The 19704-nt window shown below is 69.8% G+C and carries 11 protein-coding genes; 7 read left to right on the top strand and 4 right to left on the bottom strand.

From position 1 onward, the window contains the following. Positions 1-40: 40 nt before the first annotated feature. From FH715_RS07705 to FH715_RS07690, 4 genes are all read right to left on the bottom strand, one after another. Positions 41-817, bottom strand: coding sequence for an ABC transporter ATP-binding protein (locus tag FH715_RS07705; RefSeq protein ID WP_139642123.1), 777 nt, complete (start codon positions 815-817; stop codon positions 41-43). A 532-nt stretch (positions 818-1349) separates the two neighbouring features. Then, complete coding sequence (locus tag FH715_RS07700) at positions 1350-2078, bottom strand: response regulator (protein WP_139642121.1); 729 nt, start codon at positions 2076-2078, stop codon at positions 1350-1352. Further along, positions 2075-3802, bottom strand: coding sequence for a sensor histidine kinase (locus tag FH715_RS07695; RefSeq protein WP_139642119.1), 1728 nt, complete (start codon positions 3800-3802; stop codon positions 2075-2077). The genes FH715_RS07700 and FH715_RS07695 overlap by 4 nt, the downstream gene beginning before the upstream one ends. A gap of 1094 nt (positions 3803-4896) precedes the next feature. Beyond that, on the bottom strand, positions 4897-6366 hold the full coding sequence (locus FH715_RS07690; protein ID WP_139642117.1) for a non-reducing end alpha-L-arabinofuranosidase family hydrolase: 1470 nt from the start codon (positions 6364-6366) through the stop codon (positions 4897-4899). Between the two features lie 1165 nt (positions 6367-7531). Between FH715_RS07690 and FH715_RS07685 the strand changes: the two genes are divergently transcribed. The 7 genes from FH715_RS07685 (at position 7532) to FH715_RS07660 (ending at position 19685) form a co-directional block, all read left to right on the top strand. Beyond that, the gene (locus FH715_RS07685) at positions 7532-8953 is read left to right on the top strand and encodes an endo-1,4-beta-xylanase (RefSeq protein ID WP_139642115.1); all 1422 of its coding nucleotides are present in this window, start codon (positions 7532-7534) and stop codon (positions 8951-8953) included. 100 nt (positions 8954-9053) lie between these two features. After that, positions 9054-10376, top strand: coding sequence for an RICIN domain-containing protein (locus FH715_RS07680; RefSeq protein WP_139642323.1), 1323 nt, complete (start codon positions 9054-9056; stop codon positions 10374-10376). A 676-nt stretch (positions 10377-11052) separates the two neighbouring features. Continuing rightward, positions 11053-13242: an McrB family protein gene (locus FH715_RS07675; protein WP_246108617.1), complete on the top strand. Its 2190-nt coding sequence runs from the start codon at positions 11053-11055 to the stop codon at positions 13240-13242. A 4-nt stretch (positions 13243-13246) separates the two neighbouring features. Beyond that, positions 13247-14518, top strand: coding sequence for a 5-methylcytosine restriction system specificity protein McrC (locus FH715_RS07670; RefSeq protein ID WP_139642111.1), 1272 nt, complete (start codon positions 13247-13249; stop codon positions 14516-14518). 192 nt (positions 14519-14710) lie between these two features. Continuing rightward, positions 14711-16663, top strand: coding sequence for a DUF6531 domain-containing protein (locus tag FH715_RS28135; protein WP_170184671.1), 1953 nt, complete (start codon positions 14711-14713; stop codon positions 16661-16663). Beyond that, positions 16609-19239, top strand: a complete 2631-nt coding sequence (locus FH715_RS07665) for an RHS repeat-associated core domain-containing protein (protein WP_170184670.1) — start codon at positions 16609-16611, stop codon at positions 19237-19239. Before FH715_RS28135 ends, FH715_RS07665 begins: the two co-directional genes overlap by 55 nt. Beyond that, positions 19239-19685 (top strand): SUKH-3 domain-containing protein, encoded by a 447-nt coding sequence (locus FH715_RS07660; RefSeq protein ID WP_170184669.1) that lies wholly within the window; start codon positions 19239-19241, stop codon positions 19683-19685. The genes FH715_RS07665 and FH715_RS07660 overlap by 1 nt, the downstream gene beginning before the upstream one ends. Positions 19686-19704 lie beyond the last annotated feature (19 nt).

The raw sequence follows: 19704 nt of genomic DNA, 5'->3' as shown, positions 1-19704 counted from the left end.
GCCGCGCTCGCGCGGCGGGAGTCCGTGGGGCTGGCCGGCGTCAGGTGGTGCGGTCCTTGGCCTTGAAGAGGCCCATCCGGTCCAGGACGCTCTCCGCGGTGGGTCCCAGCAGTTCGTCGGTGAGGCGGCCGTCGGAGAGGAAGACGACTCGGTCGGCGTAGGCCGCGGCCACCGGGTCGTGGGTCACCATCACGACGGTCTGGCCCAACTCCCGGACGGAGTCGCTCAGGAAGCCGAGGATCTCGGCTCCGGAGCGGGAGTCCAGGTTGCCGGTCGGTTCGTCGGCGAAGATGATCTCGGGCCGGGAGGCGAGGGCCCGGGCGACGGCCACACGCTGCTGCTGGCCGCCGGAGAGCTGCGCGGGACGGTGGGAGAGCCGCCCGGAGAGGCCCACGGTGTCCACGATCGTGTCGAGCCACTGCCGGTCCGGCCTGCGCCGCGCGATGGTCATCGGCAGCGTGATGTTCTCCAGAGCGGTCAGCGTGGGCAGCAGGTTGAAGGCCTGGAAGACGAAACCGACGCTCTCACGCCGGAGTTTGGTGAGCTGGCGGTCGCCGAGAGTGGAGAGTTCCGTGTCACCGATGCGCGCCGAACCGGTGGTGATCGCGTCGAGCCCGGCCATGCAGTGCATCAGGGTCGACTTGCCCGAGCCGGAGGGGCCCATGATCGCGGTGAACCGGCCGCGCGCGAAACCGACCGAGACGCCGTCGAGGGCGACGACCCGGGTTTCGCCCTCGCCGTAGACCTTGCTCAACTGGGTGGCCTCGGCCGCGGCGACGGTGTGGACGGGGCCGGTGGCTGCTGGGTGCCTGTACATGTCGGCTCCTGAGGAGTGCGGAAGCGGTTGGGCTGCTTCCATCCTCACGACGCCGCGCCCCGGAAACGTGGGCCTCAGGGCGTGGATACCGGGTCCCCGAAAAGGCAGGCACCGGGCGGTCCCTCCTCCTCGCTGCGGACGGTGGATCTGCCATCCGGCAGAGGAGGCCACCGCCGTCGTCCGCGCCGGGCCACCCGTGGGCGGCCCGTGGCCCGTGGCCCGTGGCCCGGGACGCGGGCGTGCGCGGCCCGGTCAACGGCGGCTGCTCGCCCAGCGCCTCTCAACTCGGGCTGGAGAATGGCCGGTCCGGGCCAGGGTGGCCGGTCTGCGGCGGCCGGTCAGCGGGGGGCGGTCAGCGGCGGGCGACACCTCCCGACGAGGCCACGACACCCGTCGACCGACCCGTGGTCGGGATGGTCGGTGTCGGGAGAGTCGGAGGGCGGCGTCGGCGCGGACCACCCCGGCTCAGCACACCCACCGCACACGCCGGGGAAGCGTCCCCGGGGCTATCGCGCGCCCCGACCGTCCCGGCTCAGGAGACCAACCCCGTCTGGTACGCCAGCACCGCGGCCTGGACGCGGCTCTCCGAGCCCGTCTTCTCCAGGATGGCACTGACATGGGTCTTCACCGTGCCCGCGCCGATGTCCAGGCGGCTCCCGATCTCCCGGTTGGCCAGGCCCTGCCCCAACAGGACGAGGACGTCCCGCTCCCGTTGGGTGAGGTTCCCCAGCAGTCGCGCGGCCGTCGGCGAGGCATCGGGGCTCGACGCGGGGTCCGGCACCCCGCGCGCGGTCCGCGGCGTGCCGGTTCCGCCCCTGAGCATGCGGGTGATGACCGCTCCGGTGACGCCGGGCGAGAGGACCGAGTCCCCCGCGGCGGCGGCCCGGACAGCGCTGACGAGTTCCTGCGGACCTTCGTCCTTGAGGAGAAAGCCGGCGGCGCCGGACCGCAGCGCGCGTGTCACGTTCTCCTCGTCGCCGAAGGTGGTGAGCATGACGACCTGCGGGCGGGGGTCGAGGGCGACCAGCCGCTCGATCGCGGCGAGCCCGTCGAGTACGGGCATCCGGATGTCGACCAGCGCGACATCCGGACGGGTCTCGGCGGCGAGGCGCACCGCTTCCTCGCCGTTGGCGGCCTCACCGACCACCTCGATGCACTCGGCGTGCCGCAGGATCAGCCGCACGCCGTGGCGGATCATCTCCTCGTCGTCCGCGAGGAGCACGCGGATCGGGCGCTGGTCGTGAGCCGGCGGCTCCGTCATAGGGCCTCCCACGGGGGCTTCTGCGACACCATCGGCACGGTGAAGCGGTCGATGGCGGCCAGTTCGTCACCGCGGAAACAGTACCGGGTGATGAGGTAGTGCGCCGCGCCGTCGTAGGTCCAGGCGTCGATCTCGGGATCGTCCCGTACATGCTGGGGAACGATGTGCTCGCCCGGCAACGAGGGGTAGACGCACCTCGTCACGTCGTCCGGGCGAGCCGGTTCCCGCCCCGTCGCCGCCGCGCGGACCACCGAGCTGTCGCTCCCGACGGCGTCCTCGACCTCCTCGCGGGACATCCCGATCCGGGGATCCTCCGGCGGGACATAGGGACTTCCGGGGCGAGCCGAGTGGAACAGGGCCAGGGAGAGCAACATCAGCACGGCCAGTCCCGCGAGTCCGAGGAGGCCGGTGAGCGCGTTCGCCGCGCGGCGCTGGAACCCGTCGAACGACCGGGCCGGGGGCGGCTGGGGGAGCGGTTCCGGCGCGGGTTCGCCCGTGTCGGCGGGGTCCGCCTCAGGGTCGGGTTCCGGCCGGATATCGGCCGTCACCACGAAACCTCCGGCCGCGGTCGGTCCCGCGTCCAGCGTGCCGCCGAGCAGGGACACCCGCTCCCGCAGACCGGTGAGGCCGCGCCCCGTGCCGAGGCCGGTCGTCGCGGGCGGGGGCGAGGGCGGGGCCCCGTTGCGCACGAGGAGGCCCACCCGGTCGTCGGTGTGGGTGACGGCCACGGTGACGTGGGATCCCGGGGCGTAACGGTGCACGTTGGTCAGGGATTCGCGCACCACGCGGTGCACCGCGCGACGCACCATGGCCGGGCGGACGTCGAGATCGGGTCCGTCCCAGGTGAGTGCGACCGCGATGCCGACCCGTCGCGACTCCTCGGCGAGCGCCTCGATGTCGGCCCGGGTGCCGGTGGCGTCGGTGAGGGCGCCGGTGCCGGTGTCGTCCCGCCCCAGCGGGCCCAGGACCCCCAGTACCTCGCGCAGTTCGCGCATGGCGTCCCCGGTGGCCTTGCGTACCAACGCGGCCTCGTCGCGCAGTTCGGGTGACTCCTTGCCCAACGCCATTTCCAGGCCGCCGGAGTGCAGGGAGATCAGGCTGAGCCGGTGGCCGACGAGGTCGTGCATCTCGGCGGCGATCCGGGACCGCTCGTGGGTGCGGGACTCGCTCTCCGCGAGCCGCCGGGCCTCCTCCGCGGCGGCTGCGCGCTCCCCCAGCGCCCGCAGCAGGCGGTCCTGCTGCCCGCGTGCGGTGCCGACGAGACCGGGGACCAGCAACGTCGTGGCGGCGAGCACGAGCCCGAGCCCGAAGCCGAAGGAGCGGCTGCCGGCCGCGTAGAGCGGTGCGACAACGGCGGCCACGACCACGAGGAGACCGGTCGCGCCGAAGAGCACGGACGTTCTGCGCCGTGCGGAGGCCAGTTGCCTGGCCGTGGTGTGAGCGATCACCGCGACCGGCAGTCCAGCCGCGGGCAGCGCGCCCAGGAAGGCGGACGCGCCCAGGAGGCTGGTGACCGGATAGCGGCGGCGGACAGCGAGGAGGACGAGGATGGCGCCGCTGAGGAGGAGAAGGGGCAGGACGGGCAGAGACGGGGTGAAGCCCTCCATCGTCGAGTAGGTGAGCAGCATCAGCAGCCCGGATCCGGTCGTTTCCCAGAGCGCGCGCCACCGCCCGTGCCGCTGCTCACCCGGGGCAGTGAGGAAGCTGTGGGGGGTTGGAGCCATGGCTCAATTGTCGGGTCTGCCAGAGCGGGGTCGCTGGGCCCCGGGGGTGAGGTCGCCTCTCCCGTTCGGCAGAGGCGACCGGTCGCGGGTAGCTGGTGAGGCACGCCGGGGCACCGTGCCGCGTGGCCGCGCGACGACGCGCCCTGCCGCCGACACACCACGCGCCGGCGTGGGCGTGGGTCGCCGTACCGCCGTGCCGCCATGCCGCCGTGCCGCCGGCTGAAGATCTACCGCACCGCTCACCGGGAGCGGCGCCGTACTCGCGTCCCGGGGAACCGGTGAACGCCAACGCCGAGCCGCCGCCACCCGAAAGCCGCGCCCACAGCCTCGGCGAGGAGCTGGCCGCAGCGCGACAGGCTTCCTGTCTCCGCTCCGAACACCAGGCGGGGCGAGGACACCGAGTATTGCGCTCGGGGCCGGCGGACTGCCAGCTCCCGTCAGGTGCCGTGCCCGACGCGTGCCCGTCAGAACGGTTACCCGCAGTCGACGGGGTTCCCCAGCGGGGGGTGAACAGGGCGCCGAGTGTGACGTTTCAGCAGATCAGTGGCCCGGCAACCGCCAGAGGCGCGATGATTCCCAAGCCCAGAGCGCGAGTTCGATTCTCGTCGCCCGCCCAGTGAATGAAGGGACCAGGTCAGGGGCGGTGTCCCGAGCCTGGGCCTTCGTGCATGAGAGTGCGGGGATCCCCTTCTCGACAGCTCCGATGAGGTCCCGCATTCCCAAGGCGTCGCTGTCTCTGGTCTGAAGACCGACCTGGGGCTGGCCGCTCGGGAAAACGCATCACCGCATGAGGCGGGGTCTCGGTGAATCAGCAGCACGCGGCTCAGGAGTCCGGGCTCTTCTCGATCCGCCCGTCCCACCGCGGTCTCCTCCCCATCACCGCGGTGGTCGAGGCCGAGACGCTGGAGCGGAACCCCCCGGCTGGTGCGCGTGGCGCGGCCCGCGCTCCGGTGCCGTGGGAGCCCTGACGTTGCCACGCCCATGGTCACGCCCGTGGTCGCGCGCGTTGCCGCACGACCCGGCGGGCTCGGCGGAAGGCCGAGCCCGCCACGTCGGCTCCGTGCCGGAGCCGGAGCCGGGGTCGTGTCACGCCGTCAGCGCCGCAGTGTCAGCAGGCCCGGGCGGTAGGGGAGGAGAGGGTAGTCGCCGCCGGAGTTGGGGCTGCGCCCCTGGTAGAGGAGCTGCAGATTGCAGGGGTCAACGGTCATGGTCTGATCGGGGCTCGTGCGCAGCAGCTCGCCGTGGCTGATGTCGTTGGTCCAGGTGGCGCCGCTGTTGGCCCTGCCGGCGAAGGGGTTGTTCTCGGTCACGGCCTGGGGTGTCCACGAGCCGTTCAGGCTGGTGGCCGTGAACGAGCGGAAGTAGCGGCCCTGCGCGCCGATCGCCTCGACGATCATCAGGTAGCGGTTCTCGCCCTGAAGCTTGTAGACCTGCGGGGCTTCGAACAGGTTGTTCGTCGTATCGCTCATGATCACGGTCGAGGTCGAGCCGAAGCTGCCCGGGAAGTTCCCGATCGGCATGCTGGCCCGGTAGATCCTGCCGTTGTCGCCGGCGAAGAACAGGTACATGTGCGTGTCGTCGGCGATGAGCGTCTGGTCGATGGGGCCGGTCTGGGAGTCGGAGATGCTTCCGGTGAAGAGCTCCCGCTCGGCCGACCAGCCGTTCGGGTTGGTGGGGTCGCTTGAGGTCCGGTAGGAGAAGGAGGCCCTGCCCCACTGGTAGGCGAGCACCCAGACGTCCTTCGGCGCGAAGTAGAAGAGCGTGGGCGCGACGGTGGAAGCCGACATCGCGTTCTGGCCGGCCGAGGCCATCTGCGACCAGTCGCCGAAGAGGTTGAAGTTCATCGAACCCCAGCTGGTCCCCGTGTCGTGCGTCGTCCCGTAGACGAGGTGCTGGCCGTTGTAGGGGACGACGGTGAAGTCCTTGAGCGAGACCCACCCCGGCCTGGGCTCCGCCAGCACGCCCGTTGACGTCCAGCGGTAGGTCGATGGCAGAGCGCACGGGCCGGGGTTGTTGCCCTCGCCGACCTTGACGAGCTGCCACTGCTGGTTGGCGCCGTCCCAGTCGTCGTACTGGACGATGTTCGCGCTGTCGGCGGTGGAGGCGCCCTGCACTTCGAGGGCCTTGCCGCTGTGGCGCGAAATGAACCTCACGTGGCCGTCAGAGCTGTCGGCCAGCCGCCACTGCTGGTTGGCGCCGTTCAGGTCGGCCCACTGGACGATCGAGCCGCCGTTCTCGGTGGACCAGTTGTGGACGTCCAGGACCTTGCCTGAGTGGCGGGACTTGATGCGGTAGTAGCCGTTGCCGGAGTCGACGAACTGCCACTGCTGCTGGGCCTGGTCGTTCCTGGCCCACTGGGTGATGCGGGCGCCGTCGCCGGTCGCCTGGTTGTAGACGTCCAGGGCCTTGCCGCTGTTGCGGTTGACCAGCACATACGAGGCGTCGGGGTCGATGGTCGCCGCGCTGGCGGGCTGGGCACCGAGGAACGTGGCCACGAACAGTAACGGTGCGAGGAGGACGAGCAGGCGTCTCAGACGAAGCGGGGATGGACGGCGAAGCCACATGAGAGGCATCCCTTTCTGGGGCCGGGGGTGAGGTTCCCCCGATGAACCGGAACGGCCGCCCCGGGAGTCAGGGATGGAGGTGCGAAAGCGGCCGTGTATGCCGAAGAGTTGCTGCGCTGGGCACTCGGCCGGAGCGCTTCGCCGTGGACGGAGACGAGAGGTACTCCCGCCTTCAGCCGTCCCAGCTGACGACCGGCGGTGACGGCTACCGCCAGGGGGCCGTCACGCCAGCGGATCCACTGGGCGTCCGGTGGGTGTTGGCCATGGAGACCTCCGGGGCGGGAAGCATCAAGCGTCGAAAACTTACGAAACTTCACGGACTCCTTGGCGCCACAAGCTAGGAACGTGGAGGCTCTCGGTCAAGACCTGTCACCTATCTGTCCATAAACAGCTCCTCCCCCGCGGGCTTGGGGGAGCACGCCCGACCCTGGCCGGTGCTCGACCTCGCGCGACCGGCCGGCACACGCCCCTGCCGCCTCAGGAACCACTCAACCTCGACGACCTGCTGTTTCACCCCTTTCGTCGGGGCCCGCGCCAACACCCCCCACCGGCGAAGGCGATGGCGGTCCCGCGATCTCCTTCCAACTCGCCAGCCTTCCGGAAGTTTTCGGTCGAGACGCGGAATATTTTCCGCGAGGAGGATTGACGACCCACCGTCGAAGCCTCAATCTCGCTGTCTGAGAAGACAGTTGCCGTTCGCCCTTCGAACAGCCTGCCCCGAGCGGTTCGTGGGGCACGGCAGAGCCGCGCACCACAGCACCGCGCCCCCTCTTTCCCATCCGGTGAGGTTCCCGTCAGCGCGTCCTGGCTCTTCGCACCGTCGGAGAGGCAGGCGACGCCGCGTGGTGGTCCGCCGGTTGAGCCGCCATGGAGAAACCCATGCCTCTGTCGAAACCACGCCACGGTCCCGCGCCAGGTGCGCGCGGCCGTGGTCGTCCACCACGCCCCGGCGTCGGCGTCGCACATCGCCCCGGCATCGGCATCGCTCATCGCCCCGCCGAGTCCGCCGCCCTCCGGCGCGCCCACGGTGTCCGACGCGCCCACGGTGTCCGGTGATCCCGTGATGCCCGGGTTCCGGCCCGCCTCGTCGGCCCGCCGCGTGGAGGCGGACGACGCCTCCGCCGCACCTCAACCGTTCCGTGACGTCTACTCTGGAGGCACAGTCATGGGCTCGTATGCCATATCTCCACCCACCGCCCACCGGAAGTTCCGCGTTCTGCTGGTAGCGCTGGTCGTCGGCGTCCTCGGGGTGGTCGGCGCACTGGTCACCCCGCCGAGCGCACACGCCGCCGAGAGCACGCTCGGCGCCGCGGCGGCGCAGAGCGACCGTTACTTCGGTGTCGCCATCGCCTCGGGCAGGTTGGGCGACTCGGTGTACACGAATATCGCGAACCGCGAGTTCAACTCGGTGACGGCCGAGAACGAGATGAAGATCGACGCCACCCAACCCCAGCGGGGGCAGTTCAACTTCACCGCAGGTGACCGCGTCTACAACTGGGCGGTGCAGAACGGCAAGCAGGTGCGCGGCCACACCCTGGCCTGGCACTCCCAGCAACCCGGCTGGATGCAGAGCCTCAACGGCGGCGAGCTGCGCCAGGCGATGATCGACCACATCAACGGCGTGATGTCCCACTACCGCGGCAAGATCGTCGAGTGGGACGTCGTGAACGAGGCGTTCGCCGACGGCGGTTCGGGCGCCCGGCGCGACTCCAACCTCCAGCGCAGCGGCAACGACTGGATCGAGGTCGCCTTCCGCACCGCGCGCGCCGCCGACCCGGCCGCCAAGCTCTGCTACAACGACTACAACGTCGAGAACTGGAACGCGGCCAAGACCCAGGCCATGTACGCCATGGTCCGGGACTTCAAGCAGCGCGGCGTGCCGATCGACTGCGTCGGCTTCCAGTCCCACTTCAACGAGGGCAACCCCTACAACAGCAACTTCCGTACCACCCTGGAGAGTTTCGCCGCGCTCGGCGTCGAGGTGTCCGTCACCGAGCTCGACATCCAGGGCGCCTCGCCCACGACCTTCGCCAACGTGACCAACGACTGCCTGGCGGTCGCGAGCTGCGTCGGCGTCACCGTCTGGGGTGTGCGCGACAGCGACTCCTGGCGAGCGCAGCACACGCCGCTGCTGTTCAACAACGACGGCAGCAAGAAGCCCGCCTACGACGCCGTCCTCAACGCGCTCAACGGCGGCTCGTCCACGCCGATTCCGGGCGGGCAGATCAGGGGCGGCGATTCGGAGCGGTGCCTGGACGTGCCCGACTCCAGCACCGCCGACGGCACCCAGGTCCATCTGTGGGACTGCCACGGCGGCACCAACCAGCAGTGGACACACACCGCCGACGGCGAGTTCCGGGTCTACGGCAACAAGTGCCTGGACGCCGGCGGCACCAGCGACGGCACCAGAGTCCAGATCTACAGCTGCTGGGGCGGCGACAACCAGAAGTGGCGCGTGAACTCCGACGGCTCCATCGTCGGCGTCCAGTCCGGCCTCTGCCTCGACGCCGCGGGCTCCGGCAACGGCGCCCCGCTCCAGCTCTACTCCTGCTGGAACGGCGGCAACCAGCGCTGGACCGTCACCTGATGGGGCCTGTCGCTGACCAGGGAGTGAGGCGATGAGAATCTACGCCGCGGTTCGCTCCGCCCGCCCACACGGATCCCGATGGTGGTCCCGGTTCGCCGCCGTGCTGGCGGCGGTCCTCGCGACCGGCCTGCTCACCTCGGTGATCACCACGCCCGCCCAGGCGCTGTCGACGTCCGCCGAGGCCGCGGCGGTGGACACAGACGCCTGGTACGTCCTGGTCAATCGCAACAGCGACAAGGCACTGGACGTCGCGGGCACCTCCACCGCCGACGGCGCCGCGCTCCAGCAGTGGACGCGCCACGACGGAACCAACCAGCAGTGGCAGTTCGTGGACGCCGGCGACGGCTACTACCGGCTCAAGGCCCGGCATTCGGGCAAGGTCCTCGACATCGCCAACGCCTCGACCGCCGACGGCGCCGCGGTCCAGCAGTGGGCCGACCACAACGGGGCCAACCAGCAGTTCCGCCTGGCCGACTCCGACACGGACCACGTCCGGCTGATCAACCGCGGCAGCGGCAAGGCGGTAGAGGTGCGGGACGCCTCCACCGCCGACGGCGCCAGCGTCATCCAGTACGCCGACCGGGGCGGCACCAACCAGCAATGGCGAATGATCAAGCTGTCGTCCGGCAGCGAGGAAGGATGCGGCAGCGCCCCGGGGCTGACGAGCGGCACACACACGATCCAGAGCGGCGGCAAGAGCCGCGGCTTCATCCTCAGAGTCCCTGACAACTACGACAACGACCACCCCTACCGGCTGATCTTCGCCTTCCACTGGCGAGGCGGAACCGCCCAGGACGTCGCCTCCGGCGGAACGAGCGGGAACGCCTGGTCCTACTACGGCCAGCAGGAACAGTCGGACAACACCGCCATCCTGGTCGCCCCCCAGGGCCTCGACAACGGCTGGGCCAACGCGGGCGGTGAGGACGTCGCCTTCGTCGACGACATGATCCGGCGCATCGAGTCCGGCCTCTGCGTCGACCCGGCGCAGCGTTTCGCCACGGGATTCAGCTGGGGCGGCGGCATGAGCTACGCACTCGCCTGCGCCCGGCCGAACGACTTCCGGGCCGTCGCGGTCATCTCCGGCGCCCAGATCAGCGGGTGCGACGGCGGCAACCAGCCCGTCGCCTACTTCGGAATCCACGGCATCAGCGACTCCGTCCTCAACATCGCGCAAGGACGGTCCCTGCGCGACAGGTTCGTCAGCAACAACGGCTGCACTTCCCAGAGCCCGCGCGAACCCGCGCCGGGCAGCCAAACGCACATCACCACCACGTACTCGGACTGCCGTGCCGGGTACCCGGTCCAGTGGGCCGCGTTCGACGGGGACCACATCCCCGGCCCGGTCGACGGCTCCCCCGGCGAAAGCGGCGTCGCCACCTGGACCAAGGGAGAGATCTGGAGGTTCTTCGCACAGTTCGAGTGACACACCCGCGGACACACCCGCGCGAGGTTCGGCGGGCTGAGAGGGCCCCTGCGGCCCGGTGAGCCGCGCCCGACGCCGGCCTGTCAGGGCGGCCGTTCACGCTCAACGGCGGTTCCCCGCGGCCCGCCGGACTGTCGCCGTCGGCGACGGGCCGGCGGGCCGGCGGGCCGGCACGGGGTCAGTGCTTCCCAAGCCGGGAGCGCGGGTGCGACTCCCGTCGCCCGCTCTCACGGTCAAGGCCCAGGTCAGCGACCTGGGCCTTGACGCTGGCCGGGCCGGGCAGCCGCCACGCACCCGACGTGGACCGGATCGGCTGTTCTCACTGTGCGCGGCCGTCACCTGGGCATCGATTCTCCGGACTCCCCCGTGCTGCCCCTCACGGTCGGTGTGCTGTCATATCAACGCGGCCTCCCCAGGGAATCGCCCGGCACTGACCATGGCGTCCTTCAGAGTCGCCCGCTCCATGAGTGACGGGCCCCGTGCTCCCAAGCTCTCAGAACCCGGAACTCAGAACCGGGAGCCTCCGAGGCACCCCCTTACTGAGCCTTCACCGCCTCAGCCCGAAGGCGCGCGCACCATCGAGATGACGTGTCCCTCTCCCTCCCGAACAGCAAGCCCGGACGCGGACGCTTTGAGCTGCGGCAGCAGCGGGGGCGCGGTGGGGCAGAATGCCCGCATGGCTGAGGGTGGGGAATTCCGAGACGGCCTCTCGCGGCGCATCGCCGAGTTCGATCGGGAGGCAGCGGCGAGGGCCGCCGACAGTGCGGAGGAGGAACGGCTTCGGGTGCTGGAGGAGTTCCCGCTCGATGCCTGGGGTGAACTTCCCCTCGAATGGTATGCGTTGGGACCAACGCCTCAGGGGGGTCCGCGGTACACCTTCTGCGGCCTGATGGAGTACGGCACCAACGCTCTCGGCAGCATCCGTGGAGGCAGTGCGGGGAAGCACATCGTGTACCGGCACCGCACAGGTGAGTGGCGAGTCGTGCCCAGCACCCTGCGCGGACTCGGCGTACAGGAGGCCTGGGCGAAGGTACGCGCCGAGTTCGTGACCGCCTTCGCGGCGGCGGCCAGCGGAGCGTACGGGCGCATCGATGAGCTGGAAACGCTCTCCTACGGGCAGGCGTTGACCACGAAGGCATTGGCGACCTACGTTCCCGACACGTATCTGCCGGTCTTCTCCGCCTCCCACGTCCGCCACTTCACCGCGCTGCTGAGCGGCCGGCCACATCAGCCGCACGCCACCAGGATCCGTACCTGGCAGGCCAATCGTGAGCTGCTCCATCTCGTGCGAGAGACGCCGGAGTTCGAGGGATGGCGCCCGCACGAGGTGGTGGATTTCCTGTACGCCTTCCACGCACCGAGGCCGAGGGATCGGACGGTCTGGAAGATCGCACCGGGGGAACGCGCGAGCCTTTGGGACGACTGCCTCGCGAACCGCCGCATCAGGATCGGCTGGGACGAGATCGGCAGCCTCGGCCAGTACGAGAGTGATCAGGAACTCAAGAACGCTCTTGACCGGTACTGGCCGCACAGCACCGGCCGGAATCTGCGGCTCGCCCGGCAGTTGCTCGCCTTCCGCGACCTGGAACGCGGCGAGCTGATCGTCGCCAACCGGGGCAAGTCGGAGGTACTCGCGCTGGGCACCGTCGCCGAGGGGTACTCCTACAACCCTGATGTCGAGACACACCGGCACGTCGTGGGAGTGGACTGGGACACCTCCTACGCCCAGCTCTTCGACTCGCCACGGCACGCCTGGCAGCAAACCCTCGCCAGGGTTCCCGCCACGCTGCTGCGCGAGATCCGAGGCGGCCGCAAAGCCGGATTCACCGCAGCCGTCGAGTCGGCGCCGGAGACGGACGCCGAACTTCCCGCCTCCGTGCGCGGGGTAAGGGATCTGCTGGAGCACAAGGGACAGGTCGTGCTGCAGGGCCCGCCCGGCACCGGCAAGACGCGACTGGCGCTCAGCGTCGCGCTCGCCATGGCCGGGCACGGAGATCGGATCGAGTCCCCACCAGAGGAACGCGCGGCGGCGCTCCGCGAGTTGTCCGCAGTTCCCCAGGACTCACACGCGGCTCGTCTCACCATGGTTACCTTTCACCCGTCCTACGGATACGAAGACTTCGTCGAGGGATTCAAGCCGGCCACGTCGGCAGACGGGGCCGGCCTCAATCTCGTCATGACGGACGGGCTGTTCCGCCGGGTCTGCATGGCGGCCGAGGCGGCGCCCGACGACACTTTCCTGATCATCGTGGACGAGATCAACCGCGGCGATCTACCGCGCATCCTCGGCGAGTTGATCACCCTGCTCGAACTCGACAAACGGAACTCTGTCTCCGTCACCCTGCCCACCAGCGGCCGACAGCAGACCGTGCCTTCCAACGTCTTCATCATCGGCACCATGAACACCGCCGACCGCAGCGTGGGGCACATCGATGCCGCGATCCGACGCAGGTTCGCTTTCTTCGACGTGTCGCCGGACCTTGACGTTCTGGACGGCGAAGTCGGAGGACTCGGTTTGGCCGACTTCCTGGAGGGCCTGAACGCCAAACTCGACACCGCCTTCGGACCTGACCACTTGCTCGGCCAGGCGTACTTGCTCGCCGACGACCGGCCGATCGTCACCGTGGAACAGCTCTCACACGCGTTCCACCACGAGATCGTGCCGCTCGTGGTCGACTACTGCCTGGGGCAGCCGGAGCTTCTGAGGAACGTGCTGGGTGCGCTGGTGAACGACAGCACCGGTCGGATCGTCCAGACCAACCCGCAGGATCTGCCCGCGATGCTGGTCGACGAATTCGTTGCCGCCAAATCCGGGGGCGAGGCGTCCGCTGGTGAATACGGCTCTGGCATCTCGGGCGGGGAGTAGGTAAATGCCCTGGAACGCCGCCCGCCACGAGGTGACCCTCAGGGAATACGAGTCTGTCACCGTCGCACACGACAGACTCTCCGAAGCCGACCTCGACAAGCTCCGGTCGGCCAAGGTGGTCACCATCACTGATGGCCGCAAGGGATACGCGCTCAGGGCGAATTCCACCGTCGGAGTGCTCCAGCTCGACCGGATACGGCTAGTGCTTCAGCCCAAGTTTCCTATAGAAGGGAAACGCCTGATCGACTGGCTCTGTTACTCCAACAACCAGCGCGAACCGAACGAGACCCTGCGGAACTGGCCCATCGGCAGTGATGGATACGCGGGACTGGTACCCGCCGCTCTGCTACACGAATGCCGTCTCCTGCTCCGCCGCGGCCTGCGCAGGGATTACGTACGCCGGAAGCGCACCGACACGGCCCTGCGGGGGCGGCTCGACGTGGAAGCGCAGGCCACCCGATGCTATGGCGCGGTCGACCGTCTTCACCTCCAGACCTTCGAGTACGAGGAGGGCGGGTGGGAGAACATGGTGTGCGGGGCCGCGCTGACCGTCGCCGCACGTCGGTCCAGCGACCCGCGACAAATCCGGCGGCTGCTCGACGCCGCGGCGCGGTTCCCAAGCCCGCGACAGCCGCTCGACGCGCTGCCCCTGCTCGCTCGGGGACAGTACAACCGGCTCAACAACCACTACCGGGCCGCGCACGCCTGGGCGCGCATGGTGCTCGGCGGCGGCGGAGTGACCGACCTGTTGCTGCCGTACGGCTTCGCGGCGAAGAGCCTGCTGCTCAACCTGGATGTCCTGTGGGAGAGCGTCGTCCGGCGGATGGCCGTCGACGCGGCGGCCGGGCTCGGCGGCCGAGCGGCACACCCCGGGGAAGGCACCATCCGAACGCATGGACAGCCCAAAGGCCGGACCCCGTCGTTCAGGCCCGATGTTCTGCTGGCCTTCCCCTCGCGGAACGGGATCCCTACGGCGACCCGTTTCCTCGTCGTGGACGCGAAGTACAAGGGATACGTGGAGAGGAACGTCTCTCCCGAAGACCGACACCAGCTGCTCACCTACATCGCCGGATACACCGACCCGGCCGCCCCGCTCGCCCTGGCGGTGCATCCCTCGCCGGACGGACCCACCCGACACGTGCTGCGTATCGAGGGGCCACGTGGCCGCCTGGGTCTCATTGAGGTGCTCGGCCTCGACACGCGTGTCGCGCCCAGGGACGCGTGCGGACCGCTGCAAAGGTCAATCGCGGGATTCGCCAGTTCGGTCGTTCCGTAGTAGCCGTCGCGTATCACGGTGCGGAGCAAGACGCGGCCCGAGCCCTGGTCAGGGCCCAGGTCAGCGACGTGGGCCCTGATCTTTGTGCCCTCCTGCGCCCGACCACCTCGGCGCCGTTGATTACCCGTTGCTCGCACCGCCTTCTCTGAGTAATGTTTCGTCCGCTCTGGGGAGAGCGGCCTTGGGGGGATCATGGCGCGACCGTCTGACTGGTCTCCGGTGGACATGGACCGGGACCCGACGCCGGGGGATCCGGATGAAGTCCGGGAGTTAGCCGAGGAGTTGGGGGAGTTCGCCGACGATGTCGGTGAGGCGCTGGGGAAGATCCGGGGCATGGCGGGCGAACGTGCCATGCTGGACTGGGCCGGGCTGTCTGCCGACGCGTTCCGCCGGGAGTTCGACGGCGTCCCGGACAACCTCACCAAACTCGAAGACTCCTACTCCCTCTGCTCCCAGGCGCTGCACACCTACTGGCCCAAACTCCAGACCGCCCAGGGCATGGCCGACCGCGCCCTGGATCGCGCCATCACCGCGCAGGCGGACCTGGCCTCCGCGCAGTCCGCGCTCGGCGACGCCTCCGACTGGGTCGGCCGCGCCGGCGACGAAGCCGAACGCCTCCAACGCGAAGGCGAACGCGACAACGTCGACCCCCCGGACGAGGCCGACGTCCGCGCCGCCGCCCGCGACCAGCAGGCCGCCGAAGCCGCCGCCGGCGCCGCCCAGTCCCAGGTCAACGACGCGGAGGAACGCCTCTCCGCCGCCCGCCAACTCGCCCTCGACGCCCAGGAGATGCGAGAGGAAGCCGCACGCGAGTGCGCCCGCGACATCGACGAGGCCTCCGACGCCGGCATCCAGAACCGCCGCTGGTGGGAAAAGGCCATCAAATGGGCCACCGACAACTGGGGCACCCTCGTCGACGCCTGCAAACTCGTCGTCGCCGTCCTCGGCATCGTCGTCATGATCATCGGCGGCCCCCTCGCCTGGGTCGTCCTCGCCGCCGCGATCGTCGTCCTCGCCGACACCCTCATCAAATACGCCAGAGGGGAAGCCGGACTCCTCGACGTCGCATTTGCGGCACTTGACTGCATCCCCGGCATGAAGGGACTCACCACCCTCGGCGGACTCGCCCGCGGACTGCGAGGTGCGGCATCGACCGGCCTGCGTGGTCTGCGCCAGGGCGCACTCGGCCTCGGCCGCAGCCTGCGGCGCTCCGGTCGCGGCGCGGATGACCTGGTCTGCCGCACGGACCCGATCGACATGGCCACCGGTGAGATGGTCATGAGTGAGACGGACGTCGAACTCCCTGGCGCACTGCCGCTGGTTCTCCGGCGTCACCACAGGTCGCGGTTCCGCTCCGGAGGCTGGTTCGGCCTGTCCTGGACCTCGACGCTGGACCAACGTCTGCTGCTCGATCCGGCTGGTCTGCGGCTGGTCACCGACGATGGCATGATCCTGGACTACCCGCGCCCGGACCTGGAGGAGGGCGTTCTCCCGGTCGAGGGTCCGCGTTGGCCGTTGCGTTGGGAGAGTGGGCCGGGTTCGGCTCTGGTGGTGAAGCGTGCGCGAACGGGTGAGCGCCTGCATTTCGCGCCCGTGCCGGGCCGCCCGGGCGGTGAGCTGCCGCTGGTCGCGATCAGCGACCGGAACGGCAACCGGATCGATGTGGCGTACGACGAAGCCGGCGCGCCGACCGATGTCGTGCACCAGGGTGGTTACCACGTCGGCGTCACGACGCGGGACGGCCGGGTCACCGCGCTGCATCTGCTCAACGATCCGGCTCGCCCGCTGCTGCGCCGCTTCGGGTACGGCGAGGGAGGCGACCTCACCCAGGTCTTCAACTCGTCCGAGTCCGCGACCGAGTTCGGCTATGACGAGCGGCGGCGCATCACCGGTTGGCAGGACCGCAACGCCGTCTGGTACCGGTACTCGTACGACGACGAAGGCCGCTGCGTCGCGACCGATGGGATGGACGGGCTACTCAGCAGCCGCATCGCCTACGACGCCGAGACCCATCAGACGCGCTTCACCGACGCGCTGGGCCACACCACCAGTTCAACGACAGTTACCAACTCCTCACCGAGACCGACGCGTTGGGGCACCAGACCCATCGCGCCCACGACCGCTACGACCGGCTGCGATCGTTGACCGACCCGCTGGGTCGGACCACGTCCTACGAGTACGACGCCAGCGGCCACCTGAACGCGCTCGTGGAGCCGGACGGCACCCGCCATGCGCAGGAGAACAACGACCTGGGCAGGCCGGTAAGCGTCACCCAGCCGGACGGCGGAGTCTGGCGGATGACGTACGACGAGCGGGGCAACCTCACCTCCGAGACCGACCCCGCCGGCGGGCGGATCGCCTACACCTTCGACGCCACCGGGGCCGTCGTCACCATCACCGACGCGGCCGGCCGCAGCGCGCACCTGACGAACGACGCGACGGGGATGCCCGTCGCCGCGACCGACGCCGAGGGGGCCGTCACCCGGCTGGAACGGGACGCGTTCGGCCGGGTCACCACCCGCGTCGCGCCGGACGGGCGCGTCGACCGATCGCGTTGGACGGTCGAGGGCCTGCTGACCGAACGCGTCCACCCGGACGGCGGCACCGAGCGCCGCGGTTACGACGGCGAGGGCAACCTCCTCGAACACCTGGCCCCCAACGGCGCGGCGACCCGGTTCACCTACTACGGCCTTGACCTGCTCAGCAGCAGGATCAACCCGGACGGCACCCGCCTGGGCTTCGCCTACGACAGCGAGTTGCGCGTCACCGAGGTCACCAACGGCAGCGGCGCCACCTGGAGCTACGCCTACGACCCGGTCGGGCGACTGACACACGAGACCGACTTCGGGGGGCGCACCCAGACCTACCGCCACGACGCCGCGGGGCAGCTGATGGAACGGGTCAACGCCGCCGGCCAGACGATCCGCTACTCCCGCGATCACCGAGGGAAGATCCTCGAACAGCACGCCCCGGAGGGCCGGACCACCTTCGCGTACGACCCGATGGGTCAGGTGCGGCACGTGCACGCCCCGGGTGTCGAACTCGACTACGAACGCGACCCGTTGGGTCGCATCCTCGCCGAGACCTGCAACGGGGCGACCGTGCGCTCCGAGTACGACACCCGGGGCCGCCGCGTCCGACGCGTCACTCCGTCGGGGCACCAAAGCCATTGGGAATACGACGACCGCGACCAGCCCACCTCGGTCGCGAGCGCCGGCAGGCGCATGACCTTCGCACACGACGACAACGGCCACGAGGTCGAACGCCGCGTCGGCGCCTCCCGCGTGAGCCAGACCTGGAACGACGCCGGACAGCTCGCCTCCCAGACCCTCCACTCAGAACGCGGCCCCGCCGCCCGCTCCCTCCAGCACCGCGCCTACACCTACCGCGCGGACGGGCCGGTCAACGCCATCACCGACCGCCTCGGCGGCGACCGCTCCATCGACCTCGACGACCGCGGCCGGATCACCGGCGTGCGCGCGGAAGGATGGACGGAACGCTACGTCTACGACGCGGCCGGGGACCTCGCCGACGCCGAGCTGGTGGGCGCCGGCAACGAGGGGCGGCGCTCGCGCTCCGACATCAGCTACCAACACGACGCCCAGGGGCGCGTCGTCGTGCGCCGCCGCAAACGGCTGTCGCGGAAGGCCGACGTCTGGCACTACACCTGGGACAGCCAGGACCGACTCGTCGCGGTGACCACCCCGGACGGCACCCGCTGGACCTACCTGTACGACCCCTTCGGCCGCCGCGTCGCCAAACGCCGCATGGCAGCCGACGGCCAGACGGTCGAGTCCGAGACTCGGTTCCACTGGGACCGCTTCACACCGGCCGAGCAGACCGAGACCACACCGGACGGCGACATCCATCGCACCGTCTGGGACTGGGAACAGGACCGGTTCACCCCGGTCACCCAGATCGAGAGCGTCGCCCCAGGGGACCGCCCCCAGGAATGGGTCGACGAACGCTTCTACAGCATCGTCGCCGACCTCGTCGGCACCCCCACTGAACTCGTCGACGAGACAGGCGAGATCGCCTGGCATCACCAAGCCACCGTCTGGGGCGCCCCCCGCACCGAGCCCGACGCCCAACGCGCCCACTGCCCCCTCCGCTTCCCCGGCCAGTACGCCGACCCCGAATCCGGCCTCCACTACAACTACCAACGCCACTACGACCCCGACACCGGCCAGTACGCCACCCTCGACCCCCTCGGCCTGGCCCCCGGCCCCAACCCCCGCGGATACGTCGCCAACCCCATGCACGAGGTCGACCCCTTCGGCCTCGCCCCCGACTGCGAACGCGCCCTCGCCGCGGCACGCGACCGGGCCAACCTCGAACGGGCCCGGCCAGGTGCGAATAAATTCAACCGCCCCACCAGCTCGGCTGGCCTCACCGTCACCGACGCCGCCGGCAACCAACACACCTTCACCGGCGCCAGCATCAAGGGCGGCGGCGACCACAATCTCCACCCGGACGTCCAGGCGGCGTACGACAGAGTCCCGCAAGACGTCCGCGAAGCACTCCAGGGGAACCAGCACGGTAGATGCGGCGAAGCAGAAGCACTCACCAACGCCCTCAACGCCGGAGTCGACCCACGAGGTGGAACGATGGCGGCAGTGGAAGTCCGCGCGGCCAACAACCCGAAACACGGGGTGCCGAAAGAAATCTGCCCATCATGCGCCCACGTACTCGACCAGTTCGGCATAACAGGAGTGACCTGATGACGGATAACACCATGGCGGGGCGATGGTCGCCCAAGACCGATCGCGTCCTGAGAGAAGCAGGCTGGACTCCACAGCGCCGCGTAGCCACGGAGCAATGGGAGAGGACCCTCAGGGAAAGCGACGGTTTCTCGGCACACGAGAAAGTACGGGCGTTCCTTGCCGAGTTCGGCGGCCTCACATTCGCGCTGACCGGTGCGGGCGCCAAGGTAGCTCTCCTACCTTTTTCGATCAACCCGCTGGAAGGCCAGTGGGAATCCGACATCTTCGAGGAAATGAGCGAATATGCTGGTACCGCCGTCTACCCCATCGGAGAAATGGCCAAAGGGCACCTGTTCCTGGGGATGGCCGAGGACGGGTCGATCTTTCGTGGCCGCGACGCGGTGGACTTCTTCGCCGAGAGCGGGGATCAGGCACTGGACAAACTCATCGTCGGATATCGATGAGAGGCCGCCCGGCAGGGCT

The sequence above is a fragment of the Streptomyces sedi genome (assembly GCF_006335015.1).
GTDB lineage: Bacteria > Actinomycetota > Actinomycetes > Streptomycetales > Streptomycetaceae > Streptomyces > Streptomyces sedi.
Note: the sequence above shows the minus strand (reverse complement) of the source record. Positions and strands in the feature narration are given on the sequence as shown.